Source organism: Salipiger sp. (assembly GCF_048261495.1).
Taxonomy (GTDB): domain Bacteria; phylum Pseudomonadota; class Alphaproteobacteria; order Rhodobacterales; family Rhodobacteraceae; genus Salipiger.
The window spans coordinates 1-20,967 of record NZ_JBLXFX010000005.1 but is presented as its reverse complement, the minus strand read 5'-3'; the positions used below and the strand labels follow the sequence as shown (position 1 = coordinate 20,967).

General features: G+C 68.3%; 20 protein-coding genes and 2 pseudogenes. 14 read left to right on the top strand and 8 right to left on the bottom strand.

The window, feature by feature from the left end; translation table 11 throughout:
• Nucleotides 1–4 precede the first annotated feature (4 nt).
• The 3 genes from ACN0RJ_RS11475 (at nt 5) to ACN0RJ_RS11465 (ending at nt 2,662) form a co-directional block, all read left to right on the top strand.
• The gene (locus ACN0RJ_RS11475; RefSeq protein WP_417722802.1) at nt 5–736 is read left to right on the top strand and encodes an SDR family NAD(P)-dependent oxidoreductase; all 732 of its coding nucleotides are present in this window, start codon (nt 5–7) and stop codon (nt 734–736) included.
• Between the two features lie 22 nt (nt 737–758).
• On the top strand, nt 759–1,499 hold the full coding sequence (locus ACN0RJ_RS11470; protein WP_417724342.1) for a glucose 1-dehydrogenase: 741 nt from the start codon (nt 759–761) through the stop codon (nt 1,497–1,499).
• Between the two features lie 155 nt (nt 1,500–1,654).
• On the top strand, nt 1,655–2,662 hold the full coding sequence (locus tag ACN0RJ_RS11465) for a P1 family peptidase (RefSeq protein ID WP_417722800.1): 1,008 nt from the start codon (nt 1,655–1,657) through the stop codon (nt 2,660–2,662).
• Nucleotides 2,663–2,669: 7 nt separating this feature from the next.
• Here ACN0RJ_RS11465 and ACN0RJ_RS11460 read toward each other — a convergent pair whose 3' ends face one another.
• Complete coding sequence (locus ACN0RJ_RS11460) at nt 2,670–3,461, bottom strand: SseB family protein (RefSeq protein ID WP_417724341.1); 792 nt, start codon at nt 3,459–3,461, stop codon at nt 2,670–2,672.
• Nucleotides 3,458–4,054 (bottom strand): uracil-DNA glycosylase family protein, encoded by a 597-nt coding sequence (locus ACN0RJ_RS11455; RefSeq protein ID WP_417724340.1) that lies wholly within the window; start codon nt 4,052–4,054, stop codon nt 3,458–3,460. Before ACN0RJ_RS11455 ends, ACN0RJ_RS11460 begins: the two co-directional genes overlap by 4 nt.
• Nucleotides 4,055–4,157: 103 nt before the next feature.
• On the opposite strand from ACN0RJ_RS11455, the gene ACN0RJ_RS11450 reads away from it, so the two are divergent.
• From ACN0RJ_RS11450 to ACN0RJ_RS11430, 5 genes are all read left to right on the top strand, one after another.
• On the top strand, nt 4,158–4,496 hold the full coding sequence (locus ACN0RJ_RS11450; RefSeq protein ID WP_417724339.1) for an ArsR/SmtB family transcription factor: 339 nt from the start codon (nt 4,158–4,160) through the stop codon (nt 4,494–4,496).
• The gene (locus ACN0RJ_RS11445; protein ID WP_417722796.1) at nt 4,489–5,526 is read left to right on the top strand and encodes a permease; all 1,038 of its coding nucleotides are present in this window, start codon (nt 4,489–4,491) and stop codon (nt 5,524–5,526) included. The genes ACN0RJ_RS11450 and ACN0RJ_RS11445 overlap by 8 nt, the downstream gene beginning before the upstream one ends.
• Before the next feature lie 127 nt (nt 5,527–5,653).
• Nucleotides 5,654–6,901 carry a Na+/H+ antiporter NhaA gene (locus ACN0RJ_RS11440; RefSeq protein ID WP_417722795.1) on the top strand — a complete coding sequence of 416 codons (1,248 nt, stop codon included), beginning with the start codon at nt 5,654–5,656 and terminating at the stop codon, nt 6,899–6,901.
• Nucleotides 6,902–7,136: 235 nt separating this feature from the next.
• A complete protein-coding gene (locus tag ACN0RJ_RS11435) occupies nt 7,137–7,796 on the top strand; it encodes an ABC transporter ATP-binding protein (RefSeq protein WP_417722794.1) in 660 nt (219 codons plus the stop codon).
• Nucleotides 7,774–9,474: a capsule biosynthesis protein gene (locus ACN0RJ_RS11430; protein ID WP_417724338.1), complete on the top strand. Its 1,701-nt coding sequence runs from the start codon at nt 7,774–7,776 to the stop codon at nt 9,472–9,474. Before ACN0RJ_RS11435 ends, ACN0RJ_RS11430 begins: the two co-directional genes overlap by 23 nt.
• A 77-nt stretch (nt 9,475–9,551) precedes the next feature.
• On the opposite strand, the pseudogene ACN0RJ_RS11425 reads toward ACN0RJ_RS11430, so the two are convergent.
• The 5 genes and pseudogenes from ACN0RJ_RS11425 to ACN0RJ_RS11405 all read right to left on the bottom strand — a co-directional run bounded on the left by ACN0RJ_RS11425 (nt 9,552) and on the right by ACN0RJ_RS11405 (nt 16,141).
• Nucleotides 9,552–10,474, bottom strand: a pseudogene (locus ACN0RJ_RS11425) (electron transfer flavoprotein subunit alpha/FixB family protein).
• A pseudogene (locus ACN0RJ_RS11420) lies at nt 10,474–11,228 on the bottom strand (electron transfer flavoprotein subunit beta/FixA family protein). Before ACN0RJ_RS11420 ends, ACN0RJ_RS11425 begins: the two co-directional pseudogenes overlap by 1 nt.
• A 183-nt stretch (nt 11,229–11,411) precedes the next feature.
• Entirely contained in the window at nt 11,412–12,542 is a 1,131-nt protein-coding gene (locus tag ACN0RJ_RS11415) for a M48 family metallopeptidase (RefSeq protein WP_417724337.1), read from the bottom strand.
• A 3-nt stretch (nt 12,543–12,545) separates the two neighbouring features.
• Nucleotides 12,546–13,766, bottom strand: coding sequence for a DUF898 family protein (locus ACN0RJ_RS11410; RefSeq protein WP_417724336.1), 1,221 nt, complete (start codon nt 13,764–13,766; stop codon nt 12,546–12,548).
• A gap of 59 nt (nt 13,767–13,825) precedes the next feature.
• On the bottom strand, nt 13,826–16,141 hold the full coding sequence (locus ACN0RJ_RS11405) for a DNA topoisomerase IV subunit A (protein WP_417722969.1): 2,316 nt from the start codon (nt 16,139–16,141) through the stop codon (nt 13,826–13,828).
• 177 nt (nt 16,142–16,318) lie between these two features.
• Between ACN0RJ_RS11405 and ACN0RJ_RS11400 the strand changes: the two genes are divergently transcribed.
• The 4 genes from ACN0RJ_RS11400 to ACN0RJ_RS11385 all read left to right on the top strand — a co-directional run bounded on the left by ACN0RJ_RS11400 (nt 16,319) and on the right by ACN0RJ_RS11385 (nt 18,660).
• On the top strand, nt 16,319–16,918 hold the full coding sequence (locus tag ACN0RJ_RS11400) for an SH3 domain-containing protein (protein WP_417724335.1): 600 nt from the start codon (nt 16,319–16,321) through the stop codon (nt 16,916–16,918).
• A 62-nt stretch (nt 16,919–16,980) separates the two neighbouring features.
• A complete protein-coding gene (locus ACN0RJ_RS11395) occupies nt 16,981–17,817 on the top strand; it encodes an SDR family NAD(P)-dependent oxidoreductase (protein ID WP_417724334.1) in 837 nt (278 codons plus the stop codon).
• Nucleotides 17,818–17,877: 60 nt separating this feature from the next.
• Nucleotides 17,878–18,081, top strand: a complete 204-nt coding sequence (locus tag ACN0RJ_RS11390; RefSeq protein ID WP_417722972.1) for a twin transmembrane helix small protein — start codon at nt 17,878–17,880, stop codon at nt 18,079–18,081.
• Between the two features lie 3 nt (nt 18,082–18,084).
• Complete coding sequence (locus ACN0RJ_RS11385) at nt 18,085–18,660, top strand: cob(I)yrinic acid a,c-diamide adenosyltransferase (protein ID WP_417722973.1); 576 nt, start codon at nt 18,085–18,087, stop codon at nt 18,658–18,660.
• 6 nt (nt 18,661–18,666) lie between these two features.
• Here ACN0RJ_RS11385 and ACN0RJ_RS11380 read toward each other — a convergent pair whose 3' ends face one another.
• On the bottom strand, nt 18,667–20,031 hold the full coding sequence (locus tag ACN0RJ_RS11380; RefSeq protein WP_417724333.1) for a cytochrome P450: 1,365 nt from the start codon (nt 20,029–20,031) through the stop codon (nt 18,667–18,669).
• Nucleotides 20,032–20,152: 121 nt separating this feature from the next.
• Here ACN0RJ_RS11380 and ACN0RJ_RS11375 point away from each other — a divergent pair, with 121 nt between their 5' ends.
• The gene (locus tag ACN0RJ_RS11375; protein ID WP_417724332.1) at nt 20,153–20,722 is read left to right on the top strand and encodes a hypothetical protein; all 570 of its coding nucleotides are present in this window, start codon (nt 20,153–20,155) and stop codon (nt 20,720–20,722) included.
• 111 nt (nt 20,723–20,833) lie between these two features.
• Nucleotides 20,834–20,967: GTP-binding protein (locus ACN0RJ_RS11370; protein WP_417724529.1), on the top strand; the 134-nt coding region annotated here is incomplete at its 3' end.

Below are 20,967 nucleotides of genomic sequence, written 5' to 3'. Positions count from 1 at the left end.
CAGCATGTCTGACAGGTTTGAAGGGCGCCGCGCCATCGTCACGGGCGGCGCGTCGGGAATTGGTCTGGCCGTATCGCGCCGGATCGCGCGCGAGGGCGGCGAGGTCGTGGTCTGGGACGTCAGCGACAAGGCGCTCGGGGCGGTGTCGCGCGAGGCGGGGTTCCGGACGCGCAGGATCGACGTGACCGATGCCGATGCGGTCGCCGCCGCGGTGGCCGAGGACGGGGCCGGGGGGCTGGACATCCTGGTCTGTTCGGCGGGGATCACCGGGCCGAACGTGCCGCTGGCCGAGTACCCGGTCGCGGACTGGCTCAAGGTCTATGCGCTGAACGTGCACGGGGTGTTCTACTGCAACCGCGCCGCCGCGCCGCTGATGGCGCAGGCCGGTTACGGGCGCATCGTCAACATCGCCTCGGTCGCGGGCAAGGAGGGCAATCCCAACGCCTCGGCCTATTCCTCGTCCAAGGCGGCGGTGATCGGCCTGACGAAATCGCTCGGCAAGGAGCTGGCGACGGCGGGGGTGACGGTGAATGCCGTGGCCCCTGCGGCGGTGGAGAGCCCGATCTTCGAGCAGATGACCAAGGAGTTCATCGCCTTCATGAAGTCCAAGATCCCGATGAACCGCTTCGGGACGGTGGACGAGATCGCGTCGATGGTCTGCTGGCTGGCGTCGGAGGAGGCGTCGTTCACGACCGGCGCGACCTTCGACCAGTCGGGCGGCCGGGCGACATTCTGAACAGCGAGGGGGAGGAGAGCCCATGAGATTGCAAGGCAAGACCGCGATCGTGACCGGGGGAGGGTCCGGGTTCGGGGCCGGCATCGTGCATCGCTTCGCGGAGGCCGGGGCACGGGTGCTGGTGGCCGACATCGACGCCGGGAATGCCGCCCGGGTGGCGGCGGAGCACGGGCAGGTGGCCTGCACGGTCGACGTGGCGGACGGCGCGAGCGTCGATGCCATGGCGGCGCAGGCGATCGAGGCCTACGGGCATGTGGACATCCTGGTCAACAACGCCGGGATCACCCATGTGCCGACGCCGATGGAGGAGGTGGAGGAGGCCGAGTTCGACCGGGTCTTCGCGGTGAACTGCAAGTCGGTCTACCTGACGGCGCGGGCGCTGGTGCCGCATTTCAAGGCGCGCGGTTCCGGCTGCATCCTGAACATGGCCTCGACGGCGGGCGTGTCGCCGCGGCCGCGGCTGAACTGGTACAACGCCTCGAAGGGCTGGATGATCACCGCGACCAAGGCCATGGCGGTGGAACTGGCACCGGAGGGGATCCGGGTCAACGGGCTCAACCCGGTGATGGGGCAGACGGCGCTGATGGGCCGGTTTCTCGGCGATGACACGCCGGAGCGGCGGGCGGCGATCCTGTCGACCATCCCGCTCGGGCGGTTCTCGACCCCGGACGATCTCGCGTATGCGGCGGTGTACCTCTGCTCGGACGAGGCGTCGCTGGTGACGGGGGTCTGCATGGAGGTCGACGGCGGGCGCTGCATCTGAGCGGGGCGACGCTCCTTCGGAGAAGGATCGGGGGCGCTGCCCCCGGCGCCGTTCCGGCGCCTCCCCCGGGATATTTCGGGCCAGAAGATGCCGGGGGCGCTTGAACGGGGTGCCGCGGCGGGGGATGCTGGGGCGGATGTCGAAGGGGAGGGGACATGCGGCCGGGGCCACGCAATCTGATCACCGATGTTGCCGGGTTGCGCGTGGGCCATGCGCAGGCTCCGGTTTTGAAGTCCGGGACGACCGTCGTCGTCGGGGATGAGCCCTTCGTCGCCTCGGTCGCGGTGATGGGCGGGGCGCCGGGAACGCGGGAGACGGATCTGCTGGCGCCGGACAAGACGGCGCCCGGTGTCGATGCGCTGGTGCTTTCGGGCGGCAGCGCCTTCGGCCTTGCGGCGGCGCAGGGGGTCATGGACGCGCTGCATGCGGCGGGGCGGGGATTTGCGGTGTTTTCGGCGCGGGTGCCCATCGTTCCGGCGGCCATCCTGTTCGATCTTCTGAACGGCGGCGACAAGGATTGGGGGGAGAACCCCTATCCGGCGCTGGGACGGGCGGCGCTGGCGGCCTGCGGGGACGGGTTCGCGCTGGGCAGCGTCGGCGCGGGATGCGGGGCGCAGACCTCCCGTCACAAGGGCGGGCTGGGGTCGGCCAGCCTGGTCCTCGCCGATGGCATCACGGTCGGCGCGCTGGTGGCCGTGAACCCGACCGGCAGCGTGACGACGCCTTCGGGGCGGCATTTCTGGGCCGCGCCCTTCGAGGTCGGGGCGGAGTTCGGCGGGCTGGGCAGCGATCCGGCGGCGGGCCTCCAGGCCCTGCCCGAGAGCCGCAAGAGCGGGGCGATGGCGGCGCTGGGCAACACCACCATCGCCGTGGTCGCGACCGATGCGGCGCTGGACAAGGCGCAGTGTCACCGCATGGCCGTGGCGGCGCATGACGGCATGGGGCGGGCGATCGTGCCCGCGCATTCGCCGATGGACGGCGACCTCGTGTTCGGGGCGGCGACCGGGCGGCGGGTGCTGGAGGCGCCCGCGGTCCAGCTTTCGGCCATCGGCCACGCGGCCTCCGTCTGCCTGTCGCGGGCGATCGCGCGGGCGGTGTGGGAGGCGACGCCGTCGCCCGGAGACACCTTGCCGACGCTGCGCGCGGAACTGGGGCTGGACTGAGCCGGGCCTAGCGCAGGATCGGCGGCTTGTCGGGGTCGGAGCCGGGGGCGGGGCGCGCCGGCGGGGCCTCCGCGATCTCGGGCTGCGGCAGGTCGAAGCGCAGGGCCACGCGGGCGAGGCGGGCGGCCAGTTCGTCGGTGTCGCGCAGAAAGAGCACGTCCAGCGCCCCCGCGTCGATGCCGGAAAACACCAGCGCCTCGTTCACCGCGCGGGCCAGGGCGTCTTCGGCGCCGGGCAGGGTGCCGGTGAAGGCGAGCAGGTGGCTGCGCAACCCGTCGGCATAGGTGACCCCGGCCAGCCAGGCGTGGCGGGCAAAGCCGCCGGCGGTGGCGAGCTTGGTGTCGAGCGCGCCGAGCAGCACCTCGGGAAGGCCCTTGGGGGCCGAGACCTCGGAGACCTGCGCCTCGGTTTCGGCGGGGCCGTGGCCGAGCGTTTCGGAGAGCCAGTCGACCGCCTCGGGGGGGAGCAGGATCGAGGAGGGGGCGACTTCGAGATTGACGCCGAGGCCGATCCCCTGCCCGGCGAGCATGGCGGTCACCGCGCGCCCGGAGAGCGCCGCATAGGGGGCGGGGCGGCCGACGAATTGCGACAGGCGGTCCTCGCGGTCGAAGATCAGCACGAAGCGGTGGTCGGAGAGGTCGAAGATCTCGGGTTCGATGCGGTCGCCCTCGATCTCGCGGGTGAGCAGCAGGAACATCTCGCTGTCGGCCAGCCGTTCGTAGAACCGCAGGCGGGCGCTGTCGCTGTCCGGGGCGGCCTCCATCGCGGCATGGGCGGTGTCGAGCGGCGTTTCGGTCATGTCATTTCCTCGCGGACGCGGGCGCGGAGCACCGGCAGCAGGTCGGTTTCGAACCACGGGTTGCGTTTCAGCCATCCCGTATTGCGCCAGGACGGATGCGGCAAGGGCAGGGCGCCGGGCAGATGGTCGCGCCAGCCCGCGACGGTGTCGGTCACGCTGCCCCGCGCACCGAGGTGGTAGCGGTGGGCATGGGCACCGACGAAGACCCGCAGGCGCACCTGTCCCAGCGCGGCGAAGAGCGCGTCGTGCCATGTGTCGCGGCAGAGCGGCGGCGGCGGCAGGTCGGCGCCCCGGGCGTCGTAGCCGGGAAAGCAGAAGGCCATGGGCACGATGGCGACGCGGTCCCGGTCGTAGAACTCGGCCCGCGACAGGCCGAGCCAGTCGCGCAGCCGGTCGCCCGACGCATCGTCGAAGGGTATGCCCGAAGCGTGCACCCGCATTCCCGGCGCCTGACCGGCGATCAGCAGCCGCGCGCCGGGTCGGAACCAGACCACCGGGCGCGGCGCGTGCCGGGTCGCCGTGGCCGCGAAGCGGTCGGCGCAGAGCCGGCAGGCCGCGAGGCGCCGGGCGATGTCGGAGAGCGGCTGTGTCATCCCGACCAATCTAGGAAGCCCCGCGCGGAGGAGCCAGAGCCATTGTTCGACAAAGATCGAAATGTCGCTTGCACGACTCGATGATTTCGACAATCCTAGAAATATGAAAATCGAAGACCCCTCCGACCTCGCCCTGGAACTGGCCGCGTCGAAATTCGCCGCGCTCGGTTCGGAACAACGGCTGAACGTGCTGCGCGTGCTGGTGCGGGCGGGCCCGGAGGGGCTGTCCATCGGCACCCTGGGCGAACGCGCCGGGGTGGGCGGGTCGACCCTGACCCATCACCTGCGCATCCTGACCCAGGCCGGGCTGGTCCGGCAGGCGCGGCAGGGCCGCAGCATCATCTGCGCGGCGGCGGCCTATGACGAGGTCCAGAGCCTGTCGCACTTCCTTCTGAAGCATTGCTGTGCCGATTGCGGCACCACGGAGCACGATCATGGCTGACACCTCATCCCCGATGCCGCGGCTGCCGAAGGTCGACAAGGGGTGGCTGGCGACGGCGCTCATCCTTGCCGGACTGGCGCTGTTCGACCGCGATGCGCTGGTTCCGACGCTGCGCTTCGCGCTGGGGGCGTTGTGGCACACCGCGCCCTTCGTGCTTTTCGCGGTGGCGGCGGTAGCCTACGTGAAGGCGGCCGGGGCCGAGGCGATGCTGGCGCGCGCCTTCGAGGGGCGCGAGACGCGGATGATCCTGCTCGCGGCGCTGATGGGCGGGCTGTCGCCCTTCTGTTCCTGCGAGGTCATTCCCTTCATCGCCGCCCTTCTGGCGGTCGGCGCTCCGCTCTCCGCGGTGATGGCGTTCTGGCTGGCCTCGCCTCTGATGGACCCGGCGATGTTCCTCGTGACCTCGGGCACGCTGGGCTGGGATTTCGCGATCGGCAAGACGGTTGCGGCGGTGGGCATCGGGCTGCTGGGCGGTTACGGCACCATGCTGCTCAAGACCTCGCCGGTCTTTGCCGACCCGCTGCGCGAGAAGCCGGTGATCTCGGGCGGGGGCGGCTGCGGCTGCTGCGCACCGAAGAAGCCCTTCGGAGGAACGCCGGTCTGGCGCTTCTGGCAGGAGGCGGCGCGGCGCGAGACCTTCCGCAGCGAGGCGCTGACCAATCTCGTCTTCCTGGTGAAATGGCTGCTGCTGGCCTACGTGATCGAGGCGGTGATGCTGCGCCATGTTCCGGCGGAATCCATCGCGGCCCTGCTGGGCGGCGAGGGCATCGTGCCGATCCTGCTGGGGGCGGTGATCGGCGCGCCGGCCTATCTCAACGGTTATGCCGCGGTGCCGCTGGTGCATGCGCTGCTGGAGCAGGGCATGTCGGACGGCGCTGCCATGTCCTTCGTCATCGCGGGCGGGGTGAGCTGCATTCCGGCGGCGGTGGCGGTCTGGGCTCTGGTCAAGCCCCGGGTCTTTGCCGCATATTTGGGATATGCCGTCTTCGGAGCGATCATCGCGGGTCTCGCATGGGGCGCGATTGCCTGAGAACGGGGCACGGCCTGCGGCCGATGCGCCCGCCGCGGGGCTGTGGCGGAGGTCACTGATTGCCCTGTGGATGCCTTTCCGTTACATCGCGCGGAAGACTTTTCCTAACGGCCTCGGGGGGGACTTCATGTACCGCGTCTGGAATTTCCTGGCGAATTATTCGTTGTTGCTGATCATCGGTGCGATCATCGCACTGCTCTGGGCGAACGTCACGCCCGACAGCTATCATCACTTCGTCGAATTCGTGATCTGGGATCATGCCCCCATCGGGCACCTGCACGACGGGCATCGCACCCTGACGTTGCATTATCTCGTCAACGACTGCCTCATGGCGCTGTTCTTTGCCATCGCGGCCAAGGAAGTCTGGGAGGCGGTGATCCTCGAGAACGGCTCGCTGCGCGGCAAGAAGGCGGCCACGCCGCTGTTCGCCACGCTCGGCGGGATGCTGGGGCCGATCACCGTCTACCTCGGGATTGCGGCCGTCCTGGGGTCCGAGACCTACAGCGCGGTCGCCAACGGCTGGGCGATCCCGACCGCGACGGACATCGCGTTTTCCTACCTCGTCGGGCGGCTGGTCTTCGGCGCGGGCCACCCGGCGGTGCGCTTCCTGCTGCTGCTCGCCATCGCCGACGATGCGGCCGGGCTGATCATCCTTGCGGTGTTCTACCCGTCGGGCGAACTTGCGCCGGTCTGGCTGCTGTTCTCCTTCGGGGCGGCGGCGCTGGTGTTCATCCTGTTCAACTGGCTGCCCCGCAAGCTGGACACCGGCAAGCAGGACCGGCCGAACTCCACCTGGATCCGCGCCAAGCTCAGCTTCTGGCCCTATGCCATCGCGGGCGCGATGTCCTGGTACGGCTTCATGCAGTCGGGCATCCACCCGGCGCTGGGCCTGCTGCCGGTTGTGCCGGCCATTCCCCATGCCGATCGCGCCTTCGGCTTCTTCGCCGAGGCGGAGGAACACCTGCACGACCTGCTGAACGTGATCGAGCACGCGCTGAAACATCCGGTCGAGGTGGTGCTTTTCTTCTTCGGCCTGCTCAACGCGGGGGTCGAATTCTCGTCCATGGGCGCCGCGACCTGGCTGGTTCTGGCGGGCCTGCTGATCGGCAAGCCGCTGGGCATCTTCATCTTCGGCTACATCGCCGCGCGGCCGCTGAAACTGGGAATCCCCGAGGGCATGCGGATCATCGACCTCGTCGCCGTGGGCTGCGTTGCCGCCATCGGTTTCACCGTGTCGTTGTTCGTCGCCTCGGTGGCCTTCGATGCGGGCCCGGTGCAGGACGCCGCCAAGATGGGTGCGCTGTTCAGCTTCGCGGCGGCGGCGATCTCGATCCTCGTCGGGCGCCTGCTGCGCGTCGAGAAGATCGAGGGCTGATCCGGGTATCATCCGCTCTGCCCTTCGCGGGGCAGGCAAGGGGGCGCTCCGTCACGGGGCGCCCCTTTTCCGTTCCGGACCCGGTGCGCGCACCCGAATGTGACGGGACAAAGCCCGCTCACGATTGTGTTTTGTTTCGGATTTACGACATAATGTCACCAAATTCGGGTCCTAAGACATGCTTAATCAGCCATCCGTTAAAGGTGGATCAAGAGCAGGTGCCGGGGCAGACGGGATGTTAGAGTTCGACATGGTCAGCAAGTCCTTCTGGACGGGGCAACGCCGCAAGGTGATCCTCGACAGGGCGTCTTTCCGGGTCGAACTCGGGGAATCCCTCGGCATTCTCGCGCCCAACGGCACCGGCAAGACCACGATGATCCGCATGATGGCGGGTCTCGAAAAGCCCGACGAGGGGGAGATTCGCAGCAATTGCCGGGTGTCCTTTCCGCTGGGCTTCATGGGTGGCGTCATCAGCAAGATCTCGGCCCGCGAGAACGCCCGTTTCATCGCGCGGATGTACGGGCTCGATCCCGACTACGTGGAAAGCTTCTGCCGCTGGCTCTGCGGGCTGGGCGAATATTTCGACCAGCCGCTCGGCACCTATTCCAGCGGGATGCGGTCGCGGTTCACCTTTTCCCTGATGCTCGCGCTGGATTTCGACATCTACCTCATCGACGAGGGGATGCCGAATTCGACGGATGTGGAGTTCAACCGGCGCGCGGGCGACATCCTTGCCGAACGGCTGCGCACCACGACGATCATCATCGTGTCGCACCAACCCGCGGTGCTGGAGAAATTCGCGCGCAAGGCGGCGGTCCTGATGGACGGCAGGCTGCACATGTTCGAAACCTTGGAAGAAGCGAAACGGCTCTATGACTACGAAACCCAAGGCTAAGAAATTCCGCATCCGCCGGAGCCTGCCGGCCGAGACGGGGACATCCGCCGCAGCGGAGGCGGCGGTGCGCGCCCCGGCGGCGGAGCCGCGCCCCGCCGTGTCGCAAGCGCCCCAGCCGCAGCCCGCGCCCCCGCAGCCCCGCGCCGAGCCGCAACCCGCGCCCTCCCGCGCGGGCATGGTCAGCACCGCCGCCGAAGTGGCGGGCGAAACCGACATGGACGCCATCCGCCGCGAGGGGCTGACCGGCCGCCAGCTGCGCATGGCGCGCCGCGTGGCGCAGAAACACGGGCTTGCCCCGACCTCGGATTTCGACGCGGTGCGGCTGCTGCGCGTGCGCGGCATCGACCCGTTCCAGCGCGCCAACATGCTGGAACTGGTGGTGCCGGGCGGCGGTGACGGCGACGGGCCGGGTGCACCTCCGGCCGATGCGCTGCCGCCCGCGCCGCGCCCCGATCCGCGTGTCCAGCTGCCTCAGACCGTGCCCGCGGCCAGACCGCAGCTGCCGTCGACCCAGACCGCCAGCCCGGCCGAGCGCCGCGCCGCCGAGATCCTGCAGATCCAGCGCGAACTCGCCGCGCGCCGGCGCAAGAAGATGCTGCTGCTGCTGACGCGGCTGGCCTTCTTCGTGCTGCTGCCGACCATCGTCGCGGGCTACTATTTCTATGCCGTCGCCACGCCGATGTATTCGACCAAGTCGGAATTCCTCATCCTCAAGGCGGAGAACAACGGCGGCTCCATGGGCAGCCTGTTCTCTGGCACGCAGTTCGCCACCAACCAGGATGCCATCGCGGTGCAGAGTTACCTGTTGTCCAAGGACGCGATGCTGCGGCTCGACCGGGACGAAGGCTTCAAGGTTCATTTCGAGCAGGAGAGCATCGACCCGATCCAGCGCCTGGAGGTCGGCGCCTCGAACGAGGAAGCCTACAAGCTCTACAAGCGCAACATCGAGATCGGCTACGATCCGACCGAGGGCGTCATCAAGATGGAGATCCTCGCGGCGGAGCCCGAAACCGCCGCCCGCTTTGCCCGCGCCCTGATCGGCTATGCCGAAGAGCGGGTGGACAACCTGTCGCTGCGCAAGCGGTCGAACGCGGTGACCGATGCGGAGCTCGGACTGACGGAATCCGAGGATGCCCGCCAGGCGGCTCAGGAAAAGCTCGTCCGTCTGCAGCAGGAAGGGGCGATCATCGACCCGGAGGGCCGCATCGCCGCGCTGCGCGGGCAGGTCAACAACATCGAGATCCAGCTTCAGGAAAAACGGCTGCAATTGCAGGCGCTTCTGGACAACGCGCGCCCGAACCGGGCCAAGGTCGACGGCGCGCAGGGCGACGTGCGGCGGCTCGAGGCGCTGCTGGCGGAGCTGAACGGCCAGATGAACAGCGCCACGACGGGAGAGAATTCCCTGGCGGAGATCGCGGTGCAGGTGCAACTGGCCGAAGCGGACCTCGCGACCCGCGACCTGATGCTGCAATCGGCGCTGGAGCGGCTGGAACAGGCCCGCCGCGACGCGGACAGCCAGGCGCGCTACCTGACCACCTCGGTCGTGCCGGTCGCCTCTCAGGACCCGAGCTATCCGCGCAAGTTCGAGAACACCATTCTCGCCTTCCTGATCTTCGCGGGGATCTACCTGATGATCTCGCTCACCGCCTCGATCCTCCGGGAGCAGGTCGCGAACTGACCGCCCGGCGCGCGGGGGTTCCGGAACGAAAAAGGCCCGCCATCACTGGCGGGCCCTTGGTGTGCGGGGTGTCGGGGTCAGAGCTTTTTGGTGAGCTCCGGCACCGCTTCGAAGAGGTCGGCGACGAGGCCGAAGTCGGCGACCTGGAAGATCGGGGCCTCTTCGTCCTTGTTGATGGCGACGATGACCTTGCTGTCCTTCATCCCCGCAAGGTGTTGAATCGCCCCGGAAATCCCCACCGCGATGTAGAGGTTCGGCGCCACCACCTTGCCGGTCTGGCCGACCTGCCAGTCGTTCGGCGCAAAGCCCGAATCGACCGCCGCCCGCGACGCGCCGACGGCCGCGCCGAGCTTGTCCGCCAGCGCCTCGATCAGCGCGAAATCCTCCTCGGAGCCGACCCCGCGACCCCCCGAGACCACGATCCCGGCCGAGGTCAGCTCGGGCCGGTCGCTTTCCGCCACCTTGTCCGACAACCATTCGGAAAGATTGGGGTTTTCCCCGCGGAGATCGCCTCGACAGGGGCCGATCCGCCCGCCGGAGCGGCCTCGAAGGTCGCGGTCCGGAAGGTGATAACCTTCTTTCATCCTTCGAGCGTACGGTCTGCATGGCATTGCCCGCATAGATCGGCCGTTCGAAGGTATCCGCATCCACCACGGAGGTGACATCGCTCAGAACCATCACGTCCAGCAGCGCCGCGACCCGCGGCAGGATGTTCCTGGCATCGGTCGTGGCCGGCGCCACGATGTGGCTGTAGTCCCCGGCCAGGAGACGATCAGCGCCGCCACCGGCTCTGCCAGGCGGTGCCCGTAGAGCGCATCCTCGGCCACCAGGACCCTTGCCACGCCGGTGATCGTCGCCGCCGCCTCTGCCGCGTCGCGTGCCGCCGAACCCGCGGCCAGCACCGTCACCTCGCCGAGCGCCTGCGCCGCGGTGACGCCTTGGCGGTCGCGTCCATCGACAGCGCGCCGTCGGTGATTTCTGCCAGAAGGAGTACCGCCATCAGATCGCCCCCGCGTCTTTCAGTTTCGCCACCAGCTCGTCGACCGAGCCCACCATGATCCCGCCGCGCGGCCGCCGGTTCCGCGGTCGAGACGATCTCGAGCCGGGGCGCCACGTCGACGCCGTAATCCGCCGGGCTCTTCTCCTCCAGCGGCTTCTTCTTCGCCTTCATGATGTTGGGAAGGCTGGCATACCGCGGCTCGTTCAGCCGCAGGTCGGTGGTGACGATCGCCGGCAGCGCCACCTGATGGTCTGCAGCCCGCCGTCGACCTCGCGCGCCACCGTGGCGCTGTCGCCCTCCACCGCCAGCGTGTTGGCATTGGTCGCCTGCGCCAGCCCGGTCAGCGCCGCCAGCATCTGGCCCGTCGCCCCGAGGTCGTTGTCGATCGCCTGCTTGCCGCAGATCACCAGCCGGGCTGCTCCTCGGCGACGATCGCCGCCAGGATCTTCGCAACCGCCAGCGGCTCGATGTCGTCGTGCACGTCCTCGGCCGCAACCACCAGGATCGCCCGGTCCGCGCCCATCGCAAGCGCCGTGCGCAGCGTCTCCTGCGCCTGCTTCACACCGATGCTCACCGCGATCACCTCGCTCGCGGTCCCCGCCTCCTTCAGCCGGATCGCAGCCTCCACCGCAATCTCGTCGAACGGGTTCATCGACATCTTCACATTCGCAAGATCAACCCCGCTCCCGTCCGCTTTCACGCGAACCTTCACGTTGTAGTCGATCACGCGCTTCACGGGTACGAGTACCTTCATCAGCGGTTTTCTCCCTTTCGGCGCCGCAAGACGTCGCGGCCAGTGAATGCTCTCCCGTGGGGTGATATCGAACTGCCGCAGGGTGAAACAGGGCTAAAACGTCCTGTTAGCGCCAAAGGACGCCGCGTTTTGCGATCGGTGGCGCAAACGGTCGCGGCCGATGCGGGGCGGCCGATCCGCGGGTCAGCCCTTGTCCCGACAGATTCCGCGCAGAGCCGCCCAGCCGGCCGCGTCGAGCGAGGGGCGCGCGGGCTGGTCGTCGGGGGTGGCGGCGCGCGCGGCGTCGATGCGGGTGCCGAGCCGGGGGTGGGACATGAAATGCGCCAGCGGGCCCGAGATATCGCCGCCCATGGCGCGGAACCGCTCGAACATGTCGGCGAGGGCGCCGGGAGGAAGATCCGCGTCGCGCAGCATGGCATGGGCAAAGCGGTCGGCCTGCGATTCGGCCTCCTGGCTGTACTGCGCGTTGAGCAGGCGGTCGGCGAGAAAGGCCATGGCGGCGCCGCCGGTGAAATCTCCGAACATGAGGCCGAGCAGACCGACCGAGCCCGCGGCACGCAGCGCGCCCCGGGTCGGATCGCGATGGACCACGTGGCCGATCTCGTGCGCGAGGACCGCCGCCACCATGTCGGGACTGTCGGCCTTGTCGATCAGTCCTCGCACGATCACGACCTGCCCGCCGGGCGCGGCAAAGGCGTTCACCATCTCGTTGTCGAAGACCACGACGTTCAGATCGTAGCCGAGATCGGCGCCGTCGGTCAGCCGGTCGACCATGCGTTGCAGCGCTTCGTTCCCGTCGGGAGAGGTGCAGGTGATCTGCTCGGCGGTCTCGCCCCCGAGAAAGCGCGCCATCTGCGCCGTGACGCTGCGCCCGAAGGCAACCTCGCGTTCGACCGGCAGCAGCCGCGCGAGGGTGTCGGCCATGGAGGGCAGGATCACGAAGAGCATCAGCAGCACGGCGCCCACCGCGACCCCCGCACGGATGGCGATGCGGCGGCCGGTGCCCTGCTTCACGTCGCGGCGCCAGAGCCGCGGCCGGGTGCGGCGCAGCCACTCCGCCATCTCGGGATCGTCGATCAGCAGGCGGGCGGGATCGCGGGGGGCGTTGTCCTCGACCTCGAGGTGGCGGGTCACGACCACCTGCGCGGGATCGCCGTGATCGCGCAGGGCGCGCAGATCGGGGAGCGGCCAGCGCAGCGGCGCCGGCAGGGTGGTGCCGGAGATGAGAAGGGCGGTCGAATCCTCGGACAGCCGCACCTCGACCTCGTGGCGGATGGCGGTCAGGCCGTCGTAGAAGCGTGCCTTGCCCCGCATGGTCTAGAACGCCCCGCCGACGTCGAGCGCGTCGGCAAAGCCTTCGGCATCTGCGCCGGGATCCGCGGCGCGCTGCTGGATGTCGGCGAGGGCGGGCAGGTTGATGAGGGTCGTCGTCTCGACGTAGTGGCGCAGGATCGGCTGGGTGATCGCCACCAGCGCGCCGGCATCGCCGCCGACCAGCACCAGCACGTAGCCCATCACGGCGAGCACCACGGTGGCGGCGATGGTGCCTCCGCCGGGATCGCCTTCGGCCATGGACAGGACGCCGCCGAACACGATCGCGCCGGCGCCGCCCAGGATGGCCACGATGATCGAGATCACGAGGCCGACCAGGAGGCTGCCGTGGATCCAGGTCAGGATGACCTTGGGCGTGCTGGGCCGGGCGTCGAAGGCGACCGTACCGCCGAGCGTGGTGTTCTGCGCGAGGTAGGCAAAGCTCTGCACCCGGAAGGAGATGAAGCCCACCGCCAGCCAGACCAGCCCCACGGGAGTGGCCACGAAGGGCAGGACCAGAAAGGCGGTGTTGTCGGCGGAGAGCGCGGCGCCGATCACGGCGGCGAGCAGGATCGCGAGCCCGATGAAGATGTGCAGCATCCGCCTGTAGAGCGCGGTCCAGCGCCCGCCCTGGTGGAAGCGCGCATCGCCGAACCAGGTGCGGTCCACCATGTATTTCTCCAGCCGGAAGGTCTGGAGCGGCAACAGCAGGCCGAGGCTGAGGATGGTCAGAAGCCAATAGCCCATGGCGCGCAGGGCATAGCCCCCGGCCGCCTTGTCCATGCCGAAGCGGATGCCGCGCCAGCGGGTGCGCGCCATCCGGTAGCGGCGCGCGCGGTAGATCGCGAAGAACAGGAAGGGCACGACCGACAGGACGGTGACATAGCCCGCGACGACCTGCGCGACGATGTCTTCCGGACTGTCGGGTTCGCGGAACAGGGTCAGGCCGAAATAGAACAGCACGATCTGCACCACGCCGAGGTAGATCGCCAGGAACACCACCGCCATGAGAAAGCCGAGGAATTTCTCGAGCCCGGTGCCGGTGTATTCGAAGCGCGAATCGTCGAGCAGGACCGAGGACCAGATGTAGCGGCGGACGCGGGTCTTGGCCCAGAACCGGTAGATGCCGAGCGTCAGGATGGTCAGCAGGCCGGTCCGGAAGGCGAGCCAGAACAGGTGGCTGCCGTCTCCGCTGTAGCGTCCGTGCGCGTAGGTCGGGGTACTCATCAAGGCATTCCAGGAAAAATTAGCGGTGGCGAGGACCGTCGTCCCCGCCAGGATCGTCGTCAGGTGAAGGTGTTGTCACGCGGGAACCCGCGCGGCGCCATGCGGCCGGACCCGGCGCGTTTGCCGAGCCATTCCTCCAGTTGCGTTTCGGTGCGGGTGCGCCCCGCCGGGTCGTGCCAGGACAGACCGTCGGCCAGCGTGAAGGTGGTGGCGTCCGAAAGGCCGCCGTCCTTGTATTTCTGCAGCCGCACGCCCTTGCCCCGGCCCATCTCGGGCAGTTCGTCGAGCATGAAGACCAGCACCTTGCGGTTTTCGCCCACGACGGCGACGGCATCGCCTGTCACGGGCTTGCAGATCCTGGCCTTGACGCCGGCGCCGAGGTTCAGCGCCTGCTTGCCGGTGCGCGTCTGGGCCAGCACGTCGGTTTCGCTGACGACAAAGCCGTCGCCGGCATCCGAGGCGACCAGCAGCTTGCGCCCGGGCACGTGGATGAAGAGGTCGACGATCTGCGCCTCGTTCGGCAGGTCGACCATGAGGCGCAGCGGTTCGCCCATGCCGCGCCCGCCCGGCAGATTGGCGGCGGACAGGGTGTAGAAACGCCCGTTCGAGCCGAAGACCAGCAACCGGTCGGTGGTTTCGGCGTGGAAGACGAAGCGCGGACCGTCGCCGTCCTTGAACTTCAGCTCCGAGCCGAGGTCGATATGGCCCTTCATCGCCCGGATCCAGCCCATCTGCGAGCAGACCACGGTGATCGGTTCCCGTTCGATCATCGCTTCAAGGGGCACGTCCTCGATCTCGCCCGCCTCGGAGAAGCTGGTGAGGCGCGCGCCGCGCACGTGATCCTTGCCGAAGGTCTTGCGCACCTCGCGCAGTTGCTCGGAGATGGTCTTCCACTGGAGGCTTTCGGAGTCGAGCAGGTCTTCGAGACCGGCGCGTTCCTCCATCAGCTTGTCGCGTTCGGCCACCAGCTCCATCTCTTCGAGACGGCGCAGGGAGCGCAGGCGCATGTTCAGGATGGCTTCGGTCTGGACCTCGGTCAGGCCGATCGCGTCGTCGCCGGCCAGCGGGGCGGGCGGAACGTAATCCTTTTCCGAGGTCGCCCGGACAAAGCTCTGTCCCCAGTCCTCGCGCATCAGCGCGGCCTTGGGGTCGTCGTCGTAGCGGATGATGTCGATGACGCGGTCGAGATTGAGGAAGGCGACGATCAGGCCTTCGAGCACTTCGAGCCGGTGGTCGATCTTTTCCATCCGGTGACGCGAGCGGCGCCCGAGCACGTCGCGGCGGAAGTCGAGGAAGGCGCGCAGCACCTCCTTGAGCGAGCAGACCTTGGGTGTCACCCCGTCGATCAGCACGTTCATGTTGAGCGAGAAGCGCGTTTCGAGGTCGCTGTTGCGGAACAGCATGCCCATCAGAACCTCGGGATCGACGTTCTTGGAGCGCGGCTCCAGCACCATGCGGATGTCTTCGGCGGATTCGTCGCGGATGTCGGCGAGGATCGGCACCTTCTTGGTCTGGATCAGTTCGGCAAGCCGTTCGACCAGCTTGGATTTCTGGACCTGATAGGGGATTTCGGTCACCACGACCTGCCAGGTGCCGCGGCCGAGATCCTCGACCTCCCACTTGGCGCGAAGCCGGATCGAGCCGCGGCCGGTGGCATAGGCCTGGGCGATGTTCTCGCGCGGTTCGACGATCACGCCGCCGGTGGGGAAATCGGGGCCGGGCACGTATTGCAGCAGCGTTTCATCCGCCGCGCCGGGAGATTTCACCAGATGCAGGCAGGCGTCGATCAGCTCTCCGATGTTGTGCGGCGGGATGTTGGTCGCCATGCCCACGGCGATGCCGCTCGACCCGTTGGCGAGCAGGTTCGGATAGGAGGCGGGCAGCACCACCGGCTCTTCGAGCCGTCCGTCGTAATTCGGGCGGAAGTCGACCGCGTCCTCGTCCAGCCCGTCGAGCAGCGCTTCGGACATGATGGTCATGCGCGCTTCGGTGTAGCGCGAGGCGGCGGGATTGTCGCCGTCGATATTGCCGAAATTGCCCTGACCGTTCACCAGCGGGTAGCGGATGGTGAAGTCCTGGGCGAGTCGCGCCATCGCGTCGTAGATCGCGGCATCGCCGTGGGGGTGGAAGTCCCCCATGGTGTCGCCGCTTATCTTTGCGGATTTCAGGAAGCCGCCGTTGGAACTTAACCGGAGCCTGCGCATTGCATAAAGGATACGGCGATGCACGGGCTTGAGCCCGTCGCGGGCGTCAGGCAGCGCCCGGTTCATGATCGTCGACAACGCATAGGTCAGATACCGTTCGCCGATGGCCCGGCTCAACGGTTCCGACACATTTCGGGGGTTCATATTGGGGTCGTCTACGATGTCATTCATGCATGTTGTGATACCGCCCCGTGTTTCGCTGGTAAAGCGAGCATGGACGGCGCGGGGATTTTTTTGGTGTTTTCCCTTAGGGATCGACACGGAATCGGCTAGAATGCCGGTCAGCTGCCCGGGTCTGCGGGGCGGCGGATTATCCATTTCAAAGATGCTTCGGGGGGAAGCGTTTCGATGACGCGTCTGATTTTACTGACCTTCGGCGTTCTGGGCTGGGCCTGGTACGAAATGTCCGGCGGGGCCGACTTCGGGAGCGGTTCCGGCACGGTGGTCGCTGAGGCGGAGGCCTCCGATGTCACGGCTCCCGAGGTTGCGCGCGCGGCGAGCGGCGCCTCCTCTGCCGTGGTGCCGAGGCCGGCGCCGCGTTTGTCTGCAGAGCCTGCGGCGACGGTGGATCTGGCCCTTGCCAGGGCGCGGCCTGCCGAGGCGCCCCTGACGGCACCGGTGACGGCAATCGCCGCCGTGGCCGAGGCGCCGGTGATGACCGACGCGCCCCGGGACGAAACCGCGCTTGCCGACGCGATTCCGGAATCCGAGCCGGTGGCAGAAGCCGCGGCCGCAACCGAGGCCCCCGACATGCTGTCCGTCACCGGAAGCCGGGTGAACCTGCGCAACGGCCCGGGGACGCGCTATTCGGTCGTCGGGCAGCTCGTGCGCGGGGACGAGGTGGAGCGTCTGACCGACAACGGCGCCGGTTGGATCAAGCTGCGTTCGGTGCGCGGTGGCCGCATCGGCTGGATGGCCGACGATTTCCTCGAGGTCGCCTCGAACTGAGCCGCGTTGCGGTCGTGCCGCAAGTCCACTAAGCCCGTCGCGGACCAGAGCGGAGGGCGACAGTGGCCGACAGCAGATCCATCCTGATCACCGGCTGCTCCTCGGGCATCGGATACGCGGCGGCGCAGGGGCTGCGGGCGCGGGGCTGGCGGGTCTTCGCCTCCTGCCGCAAGGAAGAGGACTGCGTGCGCCTGAGGGCCGAGGGGTTCGAATCTCCCCGCCTCGACTATTCCGACGAAGCCTGCATGGCGGCCGCGCTCTCCGAGGTCCTGGCGGCGACGGGGGGCACGCTGGACGCGCTGTTCAACAACGGCGCCTTTGCCTGCCCCGGCGCGGTCGAGGATCTGCCCACCGGCGCGATGCGCGAAGTCTTCGAAACCAACGTCTTCGGCCTGCACGGCCTGACCCGCGCCGTCATCCCGGTGATGCGCGCGCAGGGACATGGACGCATCCTGCAGTGCTCCTCGGTGCTCGGGCTGGTGCCGGCGCCGTGGCGCGGGGCCTACGTCGCGTCGAAATATGCGCTCGAAGGACTGACCGATGTGCTGCGCATCGAAATGCGCGACACCCCCCTGCACATCGTCCTGATCGAGCCGGGGCCGATCACCTCGCGCATCCGCGCCAATTCCGTCCCGCATTTCGAACGCTGGATCGACTGGGAGGCCTCGCCGCGCGCGCAACAGTATCGCGACAGGCTGCTGCCGCGCCTCTACGCGCCGCCGAAGACCGACCGTTTCGAACTGCCGCCCTCGGCCGTGACGCGGGTCCTGATCCGCGCGCTGGAGGCACCGCGCCCCCGGCCGCGCTACTATGTCACCGTGCCGACCTACATCGCGGGGGCTATGCGTCGGCTGTTGTCCACCCGCGTGTCGGACTGGCTGACCGCCCGCGCGCAATAGCCGGTTCGCTTTTCGGCGGGCGTGGATTATGTCTCGACCCAGACCCGAGAGGAGAGCGACATGAGGGACGATCCGCTGTTCATCGTTGTGCTGGTGGCCATGCTGCTGGTCGTCGGCATCCTGTTCTTCGGCATAGGTTCCTTTGCCAAGGGCGGGGAGTTCAACAAGAAGTACGCCAACAAGGCGATGCGCTGGCGCATCATCGCGCAATTCGTCGCGGTGGTGCTGATCGTCGTCTTCGTTCTGATCCGGCGGGGGGGCTGAGCCATGGTGGTTCTCAACAAGATCTACACGCGCACCGGGGACAAGGGCGATACCGCGCTGGTCGACGGGCAGCGGGTGCCGAAATTTTCCCCGCGGGTCGAGGCCTACGGCACGGCGGACGAGCTGAACAGCGCGGTCGGGCTGGCGCGCCTGCACGCCGAAGGGGACCTGGCCGAGGCGCTGTCCCGCATCCAGAACGACCTGTTCGACCTGGGCGCCGACCTGGGCCGCCCCGACATGGAAAAGGATGCGGAGGCGGGCTATCCCGTGCTGCGCATCGTCGGTTCGCAGGTCGACCGGCTGGAGCGCGAGATGGACGCGATGACCGCTCGGCTGGAGCCGCTGCGCAGCTTCATCCTGCCGGGAGGGTCCCCCGCCTCGGCGCATCTGCATCTGTGCCGCACGGTCGCGCGCCGGGCGGAGCGGCGCGCGGTCGAACTGGCGACGGTCGAGGATGTGAATTCCGACGCGCTGAAATACCTGAACCGTCTCAGCGACTGGTTTTTCGTCGCCGGGCGCATCGCCAACGACGAAGGCAGGGCCGACATCCTCTGGGTGCCCGGCGCGACCCGCGACTGAGGCGGGTCAGAGCGGTTCGGCTTCGAGCCAGACGCCGCCTTCGGGGCGGATGGTGATGATCATCACCGGTTCAGGATCGCGCCCGGAGACACGCCGGAACCGGAACCGCCGCAGCAGCGTGGCGAGGATGATGACCGCTTCCTGGATCGCGAAGGACGCCCCGATGCAGATGCGCGGCCCGTCACCGAACGGCAGGTAGGCATAGCGTTCGGGCTTGCCGCCGGTCCAGCGGTCCGGGCTGAACGCGTCCGGCGTTTCCCAGAGCATGTGGTTGCGGTGCAGCGCATAGATCGGGATCATCACCGTGTCGCCGGGCCGGATCTCGCGGCCGCAGAGCTCGTCCTGCGCCAGCGCGGTGCGCGACACGATCCCGGCGGGCGGATAGAGGCGCAGCGCCTCGTCCACCACGTGCCGCAGCCAGGGCAGGCGGGCCAGGTCGTCACCGGAGACCGGTCCGTCGTCGAGCGCGGCGACCTCGGCCAGCGCCCGCTCCTGCGCGGCCTCGTCGAAGGCCAGCAGGTAGAGCGACCAGGACAGGGCGAGGGCGGTGGTCTCGTGCCCGGCGACGATGAAGGTCAGCAGGTTGTCGCGCAACTCGGCCCGGTTCATCCGGCGCTGCGTCTCCGGGTCCTCGCCCTCCATCAGCAGGTCGAGAAGGTCGGGAATGCCTTCGGAGCCGCGTGCGGCCCGGTCGGCGATGGCGCTGTCGGCCACCCGTTTCATGTCCTTCAGCGCGCCCGAGGACCGCATCCGCCCGGGGCGCGGCACCCAGTCGGGCAGGCCCAGAACGTCGAACAGCGACATGCGCCCTGCCTCGGCGATGTAGCCGTCGATGGCGCGGTGAACGGCGTCGCGTCCGAAGGCCTCGCCGCCGGAAAAGGTGACGTCCGAGATGACCTCGAAGGTGGTGGTCACCATCTCCTCGTAGATATTGACGGCGCGCGGCCCGGCAGCGGCGAGCCTGTCGGCGCAGCGTTCTCCCGCCGCGCTCATCACCGGGGCGAGGTTGCTCACGTTGCGATGCGAAAAGGTCGGCGCGGCGGCCCGGCGCTGCCAGCGCCAATGCGCCCCCTCGGCGATGAACATCGATTCCCCGATGGCCGGGCGCAGCATGTTCTTGGTGACCATCGACTTGGGATAGTTCGGCAGTTCCTCGAGCAGCATGCGCCGGATCGCGCCCGGTTCCATCACCATGTGCCAGCGCGCCCCGGTGCGGCCCGAGATCATCGGCACGCGGGTGGCCATCTCGGGAATGATGGTCAGCAGGTTGCCGCGCGCCGCCCTGAGGCTGGCAAGCACGCCGAGCGGCCGCGTCGCCAGCGGCGCGCGCACGGGGATGGCCGGGGCCGGAATGGGAGACTGCTCTGTCATGGCGGGCCTTTCTCCCTCGCAAGATAGGGTGCGCAGGGCGTCAGGCAAAGCCCGTCGATTGCACCCGGCGCCATGCTGGGGTATCCGGGGCGGGGCGCGTTCCGCGCATCGGGAGGTCCGCATGATCCGCATCCTGTCTGTTCTCGGCATTCTCGTGCTGCTGTCCGCCTGCGCGGACCCGACCCGCGACCTGTCGCAGCCGGTCGAACCGATGGGAGATTTCAAGCTCGGCTTTTCCGAGGTCGTCGCCCCCAACCTGCAGAAGCTGCTGGTCTCGCGCGATGCGACCGCCGAGGAGTTGACGACGCAGCTCGACGCGGCGATGGAGCAGCGCTTCGGTCGCTTCGAAGGCAGCAAGTACTATCACCTCGGCATCAGCATCGAAGGCTATTCGCTGCCGCCGCCCGTGGTGCCGGGCAAGACCTACCTCGCCTTCCGGGTCACGGTCTGGGACGATTCCACGCAGTCGCGCCTGAATGCCGAACCCAAGCTCTTCACCAATGCCCAGATCTTCGAATCCCGCATCGCGTCGAGCCGCGAGGAAAGCCTGAAGCGCCTCATGGAAACCTCCGCCAAGCTGGTCGAGGACTGGCTGCGCGAAATGCAGGCCGAAGAGGGCTGGTTCACGACGCCCGGCGATGCGGAGGCGGCGGAAACCGCCGCGACCGAAGCTCCCGCCACCGCAGGCTGAAACGCCTGGCCTGCAGCTACGGCTTGATTTTCCCGTTCCGACTCAATACATCGCCCGCGAACGAAATCCGGGCCGATGGTGGCCCATAGTTACGGCGAGGCATCTGACGAGATGGCAAAGGAAAAGTTTGCGCGTACCAAACCGCATTGCAACATCGGCACGATCGGTCACGTTGACCACGGCAAGACGACGCTGACGGCTGCGATCACGAAGTATTTCGGCGAATTCAAGGCCTACGACCAGAT